At 43.9% G+C, this 13,546-nt stretch carries 14 protein-coding genes; 1 reads left to right on the top strand and 13 read right to left on the bottom strand.

Annotation, left to right across the window (positions count from 1 at the left end):
- Nucleotides 1-56: 56 nt before the first annotated feature.
- From nagZ to HKN88_00640, 3 genes are read right to left on the bottom strand one after another with little or no spacing between them, the layout of a single operon-like run.
- Nucleotides 57-1,118 carry a beta-N-acetylhexosaminidase gene (gene nagZ / locus HKN88_00650; protein ID NNC96560.1) on the bottom strand — a complete coding sequence of 354 codons (1,062 nt, stop codon included), beginning with the start codon at nt 1,116-1,118 and terminating at the stop codon, nt 57-59.
- Complete coding sequence (rlmD, locus tag HKN88_00645) at nt 1,111-2,430, bottom strand: 23S rRNA (uracil(1939)-C(5))-methyltransferase RlmD (GenBank protein NNC96559.1); 1,320 nt, start codon at nt 2,428-2,430, stop codon at nt 1,111-1,113. The genes nagZ and rlmD overlap by 8 nt, the downstream gene beginning before the upstream one ends.
- Nucleotides 2,430-3,206 (bottom strand): 3'-5' exonuclease, encoded by a 777-nt coding sequence (locus tag HKN88_00640; protein NNC96558.1) that lies wholly within the window; start codon nt 3,204-3,206, stop codon nt 2,430-2,432. Before HKN88_00640 ends, rlmD begins: the two co-directional genes overlap by 1 nt.
- Nucleotides 3,207-3,292: 86 nt before the next feature.
- On the opposite strand from HKN88_00640, the gene HKN88_00635 reads away from it, so the two are divergent.
- Nucleotides 3,293-5,986: a response regulator gene (locus tag HKN88_00635; GenBank protein ID NNC96557.1), complete on the top strand. Its 2,694-nt coding sequence runs from the start codon at nt 3,293-3,295 to the stop codon at nt 5,984-5,986.
- Nucleotides 5,987-5,997: 11 nt separating this feature from the next.
- On the opposite strand, the gene HKN88_00630 is transcribed toward HKN88_00635, so the two are convergent.
- From HKN88_00630 to HKN88_00585, 10 genes are all read right to left on the bottom strand, one after another.
- Nucleotides 5,998-6,372, bottom strand: a complete 375-nt coding sequence (locus tag HKN88_00630; protein ID NNC96556.1) for a holo-ACP synthase — start codon at nt 6,370-6,372, stop codon at nt 5,998-6,000.
- Entirely contained in the window at nt 6,369-7,094 is a 726-nt protein-coding gene (locus HKN88_00625; protein ID NNC96555.1) for a pyridoxine 5'-phosphate synthase, read from the bottom strand. Before HKN88_00625 ends, HKN88_00630 begins: the two co-directional genes overlap by 4 nt.
- Nucleotides 7,095-7,121: 27 nt before the next feature.
- Nucleotides 7,122-7,841 (bottom strand): hypothetical protein, encoded by a 720-nt coding sequence (locus HKN88_00620; protein NNC96554.1) that lies wholly within the window; start codon nt 7,839-7,841, stop codon nt 7,122-7,124.
- Nucleotides 7,838-8,773: a GTPase Era gene (gene era / locus HKN88_00615; GenBank protein ID NNC96553.1), complete on the bottom strand. Its 936-nt coding sequence runs from the start codon at nt 8,771-8,773 to the stop codon at nt 7,838-7,840. The genes HKN88_00620 and era overlap by 4 nt, the downstream gene beginning before the upstream one ends.
- Before the next feature lie 3 nt (nt 8,774-8,776).
- A complete protein-coding gene (gene rnc / locus HKN88_00610) occupies nt 8,777-9,478 on the bottom strand; it encodes a ribonuclease III (GenBank protein ID NNC96552.1) in 702 nt (233 codons plus the stop codon).
- Nucleotides 9,468-9,842 (bottom strand): DUF4845 domain-containing protein, encoded by a 375-nt coding sequence (locus HKN88_00605; GenBank protein ID NNC96551.1) that lies wholly within the window; start codon nt 9,840-9,842, stop codon nt 9,468-9,470. The genes rnc and HKN88_00605 overlap by 11 nt, the downstream gene beginning before the upstream one ends.
- A 76-nt stretch (nt 9,843-9,918) precedes the next feature.
- Entirely contained in the window at nt 9,919-11,736 is a 1,818-nt protein-coding gene (lepA, locus tag HKN88_00600) for an elongation factor 4 (protein NNC96550.1), read from the bottom strand.
- A 60-nt stretch (nt 11,737-11,796) separates the two neighbouring features.
- A complete protein-coding gene (locus HKN88_00595; GenBank protein ID NNC96549.1) occupies nt 11,797-12,036 on the bottom strand; it encodes a glutaredoxin family protein in 240 nt (79 codons plus the stop codon).
- A 1-nt stretch (nt 12,037) separates the two neighbouring features.
- Entirely contained in the window at nt 12,038-12,535 is a 498-nt protein-coding gene (locus HKN88_00590) for a hypothetical protein (protein ID NNC96548.1), read from the bottom strand.
- A 26-nt stretch (nt 12,536-12,561) separates the two neighbouring features.
- The gene (locus tag HKN88_00585; GenBank protein NNC96547.1) at nt 12,562-13,428 is read right to left on the bottom strand and encodes a hypothetical protein; all 867 of its coding nucleotides are present in this window, start codon (nt 13,426-13,428) and stop codon (nt 12,562-12,564) included.
- Between the last annotated feature and the right edge of the window lie 118 nt (nt 13,429-13,546).

Here is a 13,546-nt window from a genome sequence, read left to right as displayed (position 1 = left end):
TATTTGTTTACGGGTTGCTACGCACTCGGCGTGTTGAATAATATTTTGCCAGGCGATCATGCCAATTTTCCATTTTCATTCAATTCCAGGGTTATTGCACGCGCGGCATGCCATTCATCCAATTGCTCTAGCTGGTGGACATCAAATTTTGGTTTGGCGTATAAGCGCTGCAAGCGTGACTGGATCTCGGGTGAATTATGCAATTGCCATACACGCTCTGACAGGCCATCAAGTAATTTCAAAACTGCGGGCCGATTGTTGCATACCAAAGCCATATCACAGCCTGCATGCAAGGCCAAATGCACTCGTTCCTGCATATCGCCCACAAAGGCCGCCGCTTCCATGCTTAGATCGTCAGTAAAGACCACCCCATCGAACTCGAGGCGACCACGTAATTCTTGCTGGATCCAGTATTCAGAGAAACCGGCCGGTAAGCGATTCAGTTTGTTATAGATCACATGCGCCATCATTACCGCTTCTAGTCCATTATCGATCAGGGCACGATATGGCGAAATGTCCACACGTATTGCCTCCAAAGGCCGACGGTCAACCGGTAAGGCCACATGCGAGTCCGCCTCGACTGAACCATGACCTGGAAAATGCTTGCCAGTCGCCGCCATTCCGGCAGCATGCATGCCCTCGATATACGCCGTTGCCAATTTGGAAACCGCTTTGGGATACTGATGAAAGGCACGATCGCCAATGACCTCGGAGAGTTTCCAATCCAGATCAAGCACCGGGGCAAAACTGATGTCGATGCCGCACGCTAAAACCTCGGCTGCCATTAACCATGCGTGTTGACGTGCTCGATGTAATGACTCTTCATCCACACTTTCAGTCGTACAAATGTTCGCAACTGGCGGCAAAACAGTAAAACCATCACGAAAACGCTGGACCCGGCCACCTTCGTGATCAACAGCTATAATTAACTCCGGTTTACGCAAGGCTTTAATCTCACGCACCAGAGTCAGCAACTGGGCTTTGTTTTGATAATTACGTGTAAATAAAATAACGCCACCCACCAAGGGGTGCGAAAAGACCTGTTGATCTTCAGCAGTAAGTGATACGCCTTCCACGTCCACCATTAATGGCCCTAATTGTTTTACTGGTTCAGACATGACGTTCAAATACCGCGATGGATTCCACATGACCGGTATGCGGGAACATGTCCATAACCCCGGCGTGGCTTAAAGTAAAACCCTGCTGATGCACCAGATGACCGGCATCACGCGCCAGACTTCCGGGATGACAGGATATATACACAATGCGTTCAACGCCAAACATTCCCTTGGTTTGCACCACCTGTTCGGCGCCGGCACGCGGCGGGTCGATCAATAACAAGTCATATGTCTCTTTGGCCCAGTCTGCCTGACTAAAGTCTTCAAACAGATTTGCTACATGAAAATCAACATTGTCGCAGGCATTACGCCTGGCATTATCCCTGGCTCGTTGCACCAGGCCGGCATCACCCTCAACCCCGACCACCTGCCCTGCCTGTTTGGCCAATGGCAAGGTGAAATTGCCCAAACCGCAAAACAGATCCAGAACTTTATTGTTTTTATGAACTTGCAAAAACTTAAGCGCGCGCCGAATCATAAGTTTGTTTAAGCCGGCATTTACTTGCACAAAATCGATTGGTTCAAATTCCAGTTCCAGATCATCACCAAGTGCATAGCTTAAGGGCGGGTATTTTTGCAATGGCGTCACTGTATCCAGTCCACCGCGTTGCAAATACACCTGAATGTCAGCATGCTTGAGCGCAAAATCTGTAAATTGTTGTGAGTCGGCGTCATTCAAATCAACCAGATGGCGAAACACCAACGCGACCATATTGTCGCCTGCAGAGACTTCAATCTGGGGCACTTCGCGTTTACACTCTAAAGCAGAGATCAACTCGACCAAGTCCGGCAGTAATTGATTGACCCGGGCATCGATGACTTCACAACCCGGCATGTCGGTAATGTAATTACTGAATTTTTCTCTAAAACCGATCAAAACGCGATTTTTTTTATGCACATATCGCACACCCAAACGGGCCCGGCGACGATAGGCCCATTCATCCGCACTCAAGGGCTCCAAAACCTGCTTGGGAACAACATTGCCAATGCGCTGCAGGTTTTCCAATAATTGCTGTTGTTTGTACTGAATCTGGTCAGAAGCCGATATGTGCTGAAGTGAACAACCGCCGCAAACTTCGAAACTTTGGCATTTTGCCGCGATTCGTTGCTCTGAAGGTGTGATCAATTTCAATAATTTGGCCGTTTCGTGTTTTTTAGAACGTCTTACACGTTGCACTTCAACGGTTTCTCCTGGCAATACACCAGGAATGAACACCACTTTGCCGTCAACTTTTGCAACCCCGCGACCATCGTGCGACAAGTCCTCGACTGTGGTGACAAATGGTTTACGCCAGGCATTTGAGCGCGCCATTAGCGTGTTGTCCAGGCGTTTAAAAATTCCAGAAAATGTGGCTCTCCGGATTCTTGTAAAAAGTCCCGCACACGTTGACACTCCAATTCGTAACCCTGCATATCCAGATTGCCCCGCATTAATTCAAAACGACAATAAACCAGATAAGTATTCAGGGTATCCGTTTCACAATATTCCCGGATCTCTTTAAGCTTGCCATCCAAAAATGCACCCCACACCTTGTCGCCGGACATGCCAAGCTTGCCCGGAAAACCTAGCATCACAGCAATCTCATCGAGGGGTGCGCGTCCGCGCATTTGATACGCTGCAAGAACATCCATGAGGTCGATGTGACGCCAGTGAAATCGGCCCAGATAATTATTGTATTTGGCTTCACGTACATTATCCCCGACCTCCCAATATACTGGTGCCTGGATGCCATGCAACAAGGCGCGATAATGCAGAACCGGCAGATCAAAACCGGAACCATTCCAGCTCACCAGGGTTGGCTGATATTTTTCGATGCCGTCAAAAAAACGTTGCACTATTTCTTTCTCACTGGAGCTTTCATCGCCCAGTGACCAGACCGTTACTTGATTACCTCGTTTCAGGGTAATTGAAATAGCCGCAATTTTATGCAGATGCAGAGCCAGAAAATCCGAGCCACTGCGTTCCCTGGCCCGGGTAAACATAATCTCGGCCACAGATTTATCGTCCAGGGCATCCAGCTCAAGATAGTGTTTTGCACTATCAATATCTGGTATGGTTTCAATATCAAAGGCAAGAATGGTATGCATGGGATAAAATTCCAAAGACTAAAAAGCAAGAATGAATAATATTAGAGACTTGCTTTATCAGTATATATAAATTAATCATTACAACGATGACCACAGATTATAACAAAAGCGAAAAACGATACACACGTATCATGGGCATGTGGCTTTACGCGATTATGTTCTTTTTTGCGGTATTGCTGGTACAACTAAGCGGATATTACCTTAATCATGTTGACAATACCCGTTACCAATGTTCAAACCTCGCTTTGATGATCAGTAGCGATGTCAGTTATAACAGCAGACCTAGTTTGTCACGGTTTTTTGACGTGGAAGAAAACAAACTCAATAATCCTGCACTATCAGACATCCGACTGGTGCATTGGACAGTGTTTGCCGAGCGGCAGGTTACTGCTGAGGAAATTAAACACAAACACAATGTTTTTAAGAATATTTTTGAAGTTGATCATTTTTGTTCGATTCCTGACGCTGTAAGTCCGGCCTCTCCGGTTTCAAAATATCAATTAAAAATCACAAGCTTATTTTTACCGACGGCCGGGAAATTTCTCTGGGCAAGTCTCACCAGTTTGTTAATTTCCGGTTTACCGGTATTGTTCATGTTTCGAATTAGTAGTGAACGCAACAAAGATAAAAATCGTTTGTTACGCTTTTTCTCATTAGTAAGTCAACGCGAGCATGGTGAAAATAACAATACTCTGGAAGAGGCAGAAAGTATCCAGGCAATTCTTGAAGAGGAAGGTCAAAGGATTATTCAGTTTATCGATGATACAAAAGAATTAAATGAAAGAATTGATCCCGATTACATAAATCGACTAGAGAAAAACTTTATTGATCTTGAAGAGCGCAATGCCCATCTTGCCATTCGTAATAAAGAACTGAATCGTCAGACCACCCTCAAGTCCTCATTCTTTGCAAACCTTAGTCATGATTTCCGTACACCCTTGTATACCATTGACGGTTACAGTCGTTTATTACTTGAAACCGAGTTGCAACGCAATCAATTAAGCCATGTAAATGCAATCCAGACTGCAAATGCCAATTTACTGGAACTGGTGTCAAATTTTTTAAGTTTGTCTCGACTTGAGGCCGGAAAGATCGAGCTTGAGTATAGTGATCTTGACCTCAGAAAATTGCTTGAAGAGATTGCTTTGGGTCTTTCATTTCTTACTATTGAACATCGCAATCACTTTATAATTGACGTGTCAGAAACTTTACCGGATTTCATTGAAACAGATGCAATTAAATTACGTCAAATTCTCGCCAATCTAATTTCAAATGCGGTTAAATATACTTATGATGGTGTTGTCTATGTACGCATTAGCGCGCGGCGCATTGGTGATGATACTCTTGCGATCAGCATTTCTGTTGTAGACACAGGAAAAGGTATCCCGGAAAAAGATCTAAACACAATTTTTGATCCATATACACGCTTGAATCGCGATAAAACGCTTATTCATGGCACCGGCCTTGGTCTGGGTATCTGCAAAGAATTATGTGAAATTATTGGCGCCAAACTATCCGTCACCAGTGAAGAGAATATAGGCAGTAACTTCACAATTGACATGACCACTAAACTTCGCTCGCATCACAATGATCAAAAGTATGCATTCGTTAATCTTGGCTACCATTTACATATATTCAATTGCATAAACAAAATTGACGACTATATTGATGAGTGGTTGTCACCATTAGACATCACGATTCAGAATCATTCGAAAAATGATTTAGCCGAATTTACTCAAGACCATGTGCTAGGTAGCAATGAACGCATCCTGGTTATTTTGGATTATGACGATATCGAAGACTTGCATAAGTGGGCTGCAAAGCTGCAAAAATTTGCCGATAACGTGATTATTTGTGCGCCACTTGATCTATTGTCAACAGCACAGATCAGGCTTTTAGATCGTTTTATTTTGTTGCCAACAAACTTGAGCAACTTTGACCTTTCAAAAAGCATTTCCGAGCACGCAACCCCTGAAAATCGGCCTTCCAGCCTTGTCAGTGACAAACCACTAAGCCCTTATGTACTTCTTTTGGCTGAAGATAATGACCTCAATCGTAAAATTATTGAAGAGCGATTAAACAGTTTTGGCGCACAGGTTATTAGCTGTCCCGATGGAAGTGCTGCCTTAGAATTATATAAAGCTCGAAAATACAGTGCTATATTGATGGATGCACACATGCCAAAAATTAGTGGCATAGAATTGACCGAAATAATTAGACGAGACTTCTCTGACAATGAAACCCCGATCATAGGTATTACAGCCAGTACTTCATCCGTTGAATATCAACATTTCATTCGTTCAGGAATGACAGATTGTCTGATCAAACCATTACAAGACAAACAATTAATCGAAAGCATTGTGCGTTTTTCTCGCACAGACATTCAGTCAGAAAATCCGGCACGAGCCGAGTCTGAATCCTCGCACACGGCAGATCAATTAACCGAAAATACTATCCAGGGCCGAATTGATCTACTGAGTAAGGACTCAATCAAAAAACACATACAGGCCTTGAAAATAATCATGGATTCGAACCATCCCAACACAGCAGATAAACAAAACGTGATGTTTCAGGAAATACATAAACTCAATGGAACCTTAAGCATGACAAGCTTTAAAGAACTCCAAAATGAAGTAATCAAGATTGAAAATTTAATAAACCCGATGCTCTGGTCTATACAAGATGAGGTTAACGACACACTTGCCAAACAACTAAGTCAGGCAGAACTATTAATCCAGGAGATATTGCCTTTACTTGAAGAAAAAACCAGACTTGAATAGCAGGATTATGTTTATTCGTTTTTCTTTTCAATAACACAGAATGCGATAACAACTTTGTCAGTATCGCTAAGACTCAAATGCACAACACAATTAATTGCCCGTTTAACTTTATCGTTAAGTAAACTGGCTTGTGGCTGCCCTTTCCTATTTCGCAATATTTCAATATCCTGAAAACTGACTTGCCCGATTCCGGTACCAAGGGCTTTGGCAATGGCTTCTTTTGCGGCAAATTGTTTAGCCAGATAATTTTCCGGATCAATACGATTGTGTAACTCTTTTTGTTCATTGTGAGTCAGGATTCTCTGGATAAAACGCTCACCAGTGCGAGCGTATACTTTGCGAACCCGGTCAATTTCCAACATATCTGTGCCAACCCCGATTATCATAGGCTGCGTACCGCATGTTTAACTATGCACTGTTTATAGTCCCGAACCGCCTGTTCAAGCCCATTTTGCAATGCACGGGCAACAATTGCATGACCAATATTGAATTCTGCGATCTCCGGCATGCTCGCCAAAGGCGGTAAATTTTCCAGCGTGAGACCATGCCCAGCGTGAACTTCCAGGCCAAGAGCAATGGCATGCGCTACAGCTTTTTCCATTAATGCCAGAAATCCGGCTTTATTTGACGTATTCGCATAATGACCGGTATGTATCTCGATCACATCTGCTCCAATGCGTGCAGCCTGTGTGATCTGTGCGAGATCCGGATCGATAAATAAAGAGACTTGGATTTTTTCCTTTTGCAAGCGCTGAATTGCCTTTTCGGTTTGCTGTGTATAGGCCAATACATCCAGACCTCCTTCCGTGGTTAATTCCTCACGTCGTTCCGGAACAAGACAGACGTGTTCAGGTAAATATTCACAGGCCAGGTCAACCATTTCCGGGGAAATCGAGATCTCAAGATTCATTGGCACCGTAAGCATGTTTTTAAGCTCACTGACATCGTGGTCTTGAATATGTCGTCGATCCTCGCGTAAATGAACGGTGATCCCATCAGCCCCGCCACGAATCGCGGCACTTGCTGCCTCCACTACACTGGGGTAACTTGCGTGACGTACTTCACGTAATGTAGCAACATGATCTATATTGACACCAAGACGAGTCATACGTAATCCTCATAAATTGATTTAAAGTTAAACAAACTGCTTGAGATCATTACTCACTGCAACGGTTTTTAATTGCATATCACCTAATTGATATTTTAATGCACTTCGAATCACTTTTTTGATTGCAGGGAAGTATTTTTCGTATGCGTCGTTCCATGAATTTTCGGCAAGTGCATATATAACAAAACCTGGAATCGCATGCTCATTTTGACTGCTACATATACGAAAACCTGATGCAACATCAAATAAGTAAAACCGCTCACTTTCGATCGCATCATCTGTTTTTGCATCGAAATAGAAATTTATGCCATAACCCAGGCATTCCAATAATGTTTTCTCATACCAAAGTAACTCGAGGTGATAATTCTTATTACTTTGAAGCTTATGCAAAATACTTTGATAGGCAATATACAAAGTATCCACGGGCTCATGTCGCGGGAGAAATTTAAGCAGCAATTCATTACAGTAACAAGCCACCAGCCATGCTTCACCATATAATTTTGCTTTGCCTGCTATCAGATCCAGGCCGGTCAAAACACCCAATTCACTTCGCCCGATGCCACTGAGATGATATTCTTGAAAATATTCGGGAAGATCATTCTTGTTTTTTGGTCGCAATAAGCCCTTGCCCAACATATCAACTCGACCGAAGTTTTTACTAAAGCATTCGAGTATCACCGATGTTTCTTTATATTTGCGAATATGCAAACAATACACAGGCGCTTGTTCAAGCATGAATTTTCTCATGAATTTATTTCGTACCCGAGTTCTTGTAGTAATTTCGCATGCGTTGACCAGTCTTTGACCAATTTCAGCCGGAAATGTAATTTAACCTCGCGTTGCAGAAAATCGCTTACTTTTTTTTCTGCGTTCTTGCGTATTTCGGCGAGTTTGGTGCCCTTTTTCCCTAGAAGTATTGGCTTATAGGAAGCTTTTGCAATCCAGATATCCACTTCTAAATGAGTTTTTGTTTCCCCGTCATCCCAATCCACGATCATCACCTCTACTCCGTAGGGTAATTCCTGCTGTAACTTGTAAAATAAAGTTTCTCTGATGATCTCGGTCACATAAAACCGCTCTGAACGGTCTGTTATCTCATCTGGTCCATAAAAAGCATCTTGCTCAGGCAAGTACTTGATAAGTTCATCTTCGAGATGTGAAACATTCAGTTTTTTTAAGGCTGAAACCGGAATGATCTCGGCAAAATCATGCAATGAATGTAATTTGGTGATGAAAGGCAAAACTTGTTCACGACTTTTATACAGATCAATTTTATTGATCACAGCTATTATTGGTACATTCAATGCTTTTAAATGACGCAAAACCGCCTCATCGTCTTTGGTCCACTTATCGGCCTGTACGACCAGCAAGAGCACATCGGCGTCACTGCTTGACTGTAACGCGGTTTTATTTATTACCCGGTTTAATTGTTTGTATTGTTTGGCTTGATGGATCCCGGGCAGATCCAAATACAGAATCTGCGCTTCCGGACGGTTATTGATCCCTAGGATGCGGTGTCTGGTTGTTTGAGCTTTAGGAGAGATAATGCTCAAGCGTGTTTCCAACAAGGCATTTAGCAAGGAGGATTTACCCACGTTCGGTCGTCCAGCCAAGGCAACATAGCCACAACGGAATTGTGTGTTTGGATTATTGTTATTCTGCATTTCAAGATTAGACATAAATTATAAATTTTGACGAATTTGTTCCAACAGATCATTGGCCGCTTGTTGCTCGGCCGCACGTCGACTGCTGCCCCTTGCCTGCTGACTAAATGATTCAGTCCTGGCTTTGTTCTTTATTTCAATTTTCGCTTCTACCGTGAAAGTTTTAGCATGGGCTTTTCCTGTTTCATCCACAATGGCATATTCCGGTATGGGCTGCCCGCGTTTTTGCAACCATTCCTGTAAACGGGTTTTAGGGTCTTTCAAATCCTCTTCAGTCGGCAGGTCATTGAGCATATCAGTAAAAATTGCCCGCACAAAATCGGTTACTGCCTGATAGCCCATGTCCAGATGAACTGCACCAATAACCGCTTCAAGTGCGTCTGCCAATATTGAGCGACGATGTTTTCCACCCGTGGATCGTTCACCTTGACCAAGGATCACCATGTCGGAAAAATTCAGAGACTCAGCCAGTATTGATAAAGACTGCTTGTTTACCAAATGTGCCCTTAAGCGGGTCAGGTAATGCTCTTTTGCATTGGGTAAGGCTTGAAAAAGCAATTCTGCAATAACGCATCCAAGTACGGCATCGCCTAAAAATTCCAGTCGCTCGTTATTGGGTTTGCCCGCACTGGAATGAGTAAAGGCTTGCCTAAGCAAGCCTTGATCAAGTTGTTGCAAGTTATGATCCTTGCAAAATTGTTGTGCTTGATTATTTTTCAAGTGTCAGTATGTGTTCGAACTCGAGCATAAAGCTTAAATTGCCAACATAATTTGTAACAGGCTTATAAGAGGCATCTATTGTATAGCCATTTCTCGATTTCTTTATTTCAATGTCATTAGCTTTAACTGAAAAAACTTCCTGTGCATCCATTCGGCGTTGTAATGCATGCCTCATTTCATTTATAGTCATACTAGGCTTGTCATTATATTCCTCCACAAATCCTTCTAGCGCTTTATTCATACCGTTATTTTCATAATACAAAGGGAATATTCTTAAGCCAGCCAGTGCCAACATCCCTATAAAAATGAACAAAATTACCAGACTGATAAATGTCATGCCTTTTTGTTGTTTTGCTAATACCATTTTCGCACCTCTACTAAATATATTTATAGATTACCTAAGCGGTAAACGCCTATTTTACTATGAAAATTGGGCTTTTTTACGACTCTACCTTCAAAACTGCCAAAAAGGCCTCTTGGGGAATTTCCACCCGACCCACCTGTTTCATGCGTTTTTTACCGGCTTTTTGCTTTTCCAGCAATTTTCGCTTTCTTGAGATATCGCCGCCGTAGCATTTTGCCGTGACATTCTTACGCAAGGCCTTGATACTGGTTCGGGCGATAATATGATTCCCGATGGCGGCTTGAATGGCGATCTCGAACATCTGGCGCGGTATCAATTCTTTCATTTTATCGGTTAACTCACGCCCACGTGCATAGGCGCGATCTTTATGCACGATCAATGACAAGGCATCGACCTTTTCAGCGTTGATAAGAATATCCAGTTTAACCATGGGAGCCGGTTCGAAGTCCTTCAAAACGTAATCAAAGGATGCAAATCCCCGGCTGACTGATTTAAGGCGGTCATAAAAGTCCAATACCACTTCACTGAGTGGCAGATCATATTGCAGTGATATTTGATTGCCCAGGTATTGCATACCATTCTGCACACCACGCTTATCAACGCATAATTTAATGACTGCACCGATATACTCTTGAGGCACCAATATAGAGGCCGCAATGATTGGCTCGCGGATCTCTTTAATGTGATTTACCGCAGGCAGTTTGGCCGGGTTATCAATCTTGATCACACTGTCATCGGTAAGCTCTAATTCGTAAATTACAGTGGGCGCTGTTGTGATCAGATCGAGTTGGTATTCCCGTTCCAGACGCTCTTGCACAATTTCCATATGCAACATTCCCAGAAAGCCGATGCGGAAACCGAAACCCAGAGCTGAAGAGTTCTCTGGTTCATACTGCAAAGCAGCGTCATTCAAGGTCAATTTCGCCAGCGCATCACGAAAATTCTCATAATCGTCGGTACTAACAGGGAACAGACCGGCAAATACTCGCGGTTGCACGGCTTTAAAACCTTCCAGTGCTTCCTGTGCCGACTGTTTTTCGTGAGTGATAGTATCGCCGACCGGAGCACCATGAATGTTCTTGATCCCCGCGATAATAAATCCCACCTCACCCGCCTTGAGCTCATCTGTGTCTTTCATTTTTGGCGTAAATATACCGACACGATCGGCTGAATGAACATCGCCTGTGGACATAACTTTAATTTTTTCGCGCTTTTTCAAAGTACCCTGCATCACACGAACCAGGGAAACGACACCAACATAGTTATCAAACCAGGAGTCAATGATGAGCGCCTGCAAGGGTGAATCAACTGCTCCTTGCGGTGGTGGTACTTTTTCTATGATCTGATCCAGTAATTCTTTGATCCCAAGTCCGCTTTTGGCAGAAACCAACAAAGCCTCTGAGGTGTCGATACCAATAATTTCCTCAATCTCTTGCTTGACGCGCTCAGGTTCGGCCGAGGGCAAGTCGATCTTATTCAGCACCGGGATGACTTCCAAGCCCATATCGATGGCGGTATAACAATTTGCCACGCTCTGCGCCTCTACGCCCTGTGCGGCATCAACAACCAGTAACGCTCCTTCGCAGGCCGCTAGAGAACGTGAAACTTCGTAGGAAAAGTCCACATGACCCGGTGTGTCAATAAAATTTAACTGATAAGTTTCACCGTCACTGGCGGTGTAATCCAGAGACACACTTTGGGCCTTGATGGTGATGCCTCGTTCACGTTCAATATCCATCGAATCCAGCACCTGGGCTTCCATTTCGCGCTCTTCCAAACCACCGCAGACCTGAATAAAGCGATCGGCAATGGTGGATTTGCCATGGTCAATATGGGCAATAATGGAGAAATTTCGGATTCGTGACATACATGATAGTACTTGGAAAAATGGCATTATAACCAAGCGTGACCCGCCTGGTTGGACGTTTCACAAATTGTGTGATTCAAATTTAGCTTATGGACTGACCAGCGCCTGGAGCAAACGCTCTGTATTTAAGTGAAATTTACACAATGGCTCGTCATTCACGTGCAAGACAGGGACCATCGTGTTGTATAAAGCCAGCCATTCAGGGTGCTCATCAATGTCCACACGCTCTAAGGCCACGTCATCGCTTTGCAAATAAGGATGCAGATCATCCAACATCACCTCGCATAAATGACAGCCTTCTCGATAAAAAAGACGTAACTTATTCATATCAGGAAGAATTGGCCATTTTAGCGCTGCAAGCAAGCTCGCCGGCCAGGTTGTCAGAAGAGCCAGTTAAAACTGATGGCAGTAATTTACCCTTGGTATTTGCATTTTTCACAAACATTGACGCAGTTTTAAAACCAGCCAAAAGAGCAAGCGTGGCCAGCAAAATACTGACAAATTCTGAACTGTCTGGAAATAGACTGACTTGCACACCCAAAAATAGAATTACTAGCAGTAATGGTAACCCATACATAATGGCAGCCAGGTGTACGAGTCGACTTGCTGGAAATCCTACTGACACTACCTGGCCAATCTGTGGCCTGACCTGCCCGGAATCATAATACGCTTTGATCTGAAACTGGCGGTTACCCAGCCAGCGAGATAAAATGCCACCTCCGCAACCTTTACCCTGGGCGCAGCGTATACAATCCAGTCGCGAGCGACACTCAACCGTGACTCGACTGGAGTCAATGAATTTTACGATGCCCTGCTCAATGATCACGGCTTAGAGACTCTCTAAATAGAGCTTTATGGTCTGTCTATAGGACGAATTGTCATCACAATTCTGCCTGTGCGCGGATCATAGAAGACTTGTTGGGATTGGGTAGCGCGTAACTCATCAGCCAACTGGGTTAACTGAGTGGCTGTGCTATTGGGTGCAACCTGATTTTGTAACAAGAAATCGCTGTATTTCACCTGACGCGAGCCGTTATTCGGATTAAACGGTTCAGCGAAACTTAGCTCACTAATGTTTGGAACCGTTTTTGGTAACGATTGTGCCTCAATTTCCCCTGCAGTTACATTTCCTTGATTCGTTTGCTGGCCACTGGAAAGTAAAGACTGGTGTGCAGAGTCAGAAATCAAATCCGGATTATTTTGCACGGCAAATGGGGTATTGAGCAGATCCGGCTGACTGGTTTGCAATTGCCAAGTGCTTACTGCAAATAAAGCCACGGCAGCGGCAATCCCGGTGCCGATCAAAGGCTTCCAACGATCATTGCCCGGAGACGTAGTAAGTGCGCTCGATTTAAGGTTGTTTTTTTGTGTGGGCGAAGAGTGCGACGGAGTTAAACCCGCAGTCGGAAGCGTATCGGCCTGATTCTCAAGCCCGGATATTAGCTGCTGAGACAAGCGTTGCTTATTGGTCAAATCATAACTTGGGTAAGCCGGTTCATCCCGAATTGCACTTTGAATACTTGCGCTCAAGCGTATGGTGTCAGAGATACTTGAGATGGGCTGTTCCCCTTGCACACAAACTCGCGCTTGCTGAACGCACTGCGCCTGTAGCAACATTTCGGGTTGTTTCTCTATTTGGCGCAACAATAGCGAGAGTTCCGCTTCTGGCAATTCGCCATCCAGCAGGGCTGATAATTGTTCACTGATTTGCTCTGACATAGTTTCCTCAACATTGGCTTGACCAACTGATGAAAATATTAATGGTTTATCTCTTCGGATAACCTGTTGCTTAGACAGGTTGACGAGTCAGCGTTCCCTGTCTGGGAAAATATTTTTA

Source organism: Gammaproteobacteria bacterium (assembly GCA_013001575.1).
Lineage (GTDB): Bacteria > Pseudomonadota > Gammaproteobacteria > Steroidobacterales > JABDMI01 > JABDMI01.
The sequence above is the reverse complement of the archived record's forward strand: the minus strand, read 5'-3'. Positions and strand labels throughout refer to the sequence as shown.

Coding starts and splice junctions, on each gene's coding strand:
- rlmD (NNC96559.1), bottom strand. CDS start 2,430: ATGGCGCGCTCAAATGCCTGGCGTAAACCATTTGTCACCACAGTCGAG.
- HKN88_00595 (NNC96549.1), bottom strand. CDS start 12,036: ATGAATAAGTTACGTCTTTTTTATCGAGAAGGCTGTCATTTATGCGAG.
- era (NNC96553.1), bottom strand. CDS start 8,773: ATGTCTAATCTTGAAATGCAGAATAACAATAATCCAAACACACAATTC.
- HKN88_00630 (NNC96556.1), bottom strand. CDS start 6,372: ATGATAATCGGGGTTGGCACAGATATGTTGGAAATTGACCGGGTTCGC.
- HKN88_00625 (NNC96555.1), bottom strand. CDS start 7,094: ATGACTCGTCTTGGTGTCAATATAGATCATGTTGCTACATTACGTGAA.
- nagZ (NNC96560.1), bottom strand. CDS start 1,118: ATGTCTGAACCAGTAAAACAATTAGGGCCATTAATGGTGGACGTGGAA.
- HKN88_00605 (NNC96551.1), bottom strand. CDS start 9,842: ATGGTATTAGCAAAACAACAAAAAGGCATGACATTTATCAGTCTGGTA.
- HKN88_00585 (NNC96547.1), bottom strand. CDS start 13,428: ATGTCAGAGCAAATCAGTGAACAATTATCAGCCCTGCTGGATGGCGAA.
- HKN88_00635 (NNC96557.1), top strand. CDS start 3,293: ATGACCACAGATTATAACAAAAGCGAAAAACGATACACACGTATCATG.
- HKN88_00640 (NNC96558.1), bottom strand. CDS start 3,206: ATGCATACCATTCTTGCCTTTGATATTGAAACCATACCAGATATTGAT.
- HKN88_00620 (NNC96554.1), bottom strand. CDS start 7,841: ATGAGAAAATTCATGCTTGAACAAGCGCCTGTGTATTGTTTGCATATT.
- lepA (NNC96550.1), bottom strand. CDS start 11,736: ATGCCATTTTTCCAAGTACTATCATGTATGTCACGAATCCGAAATTTC.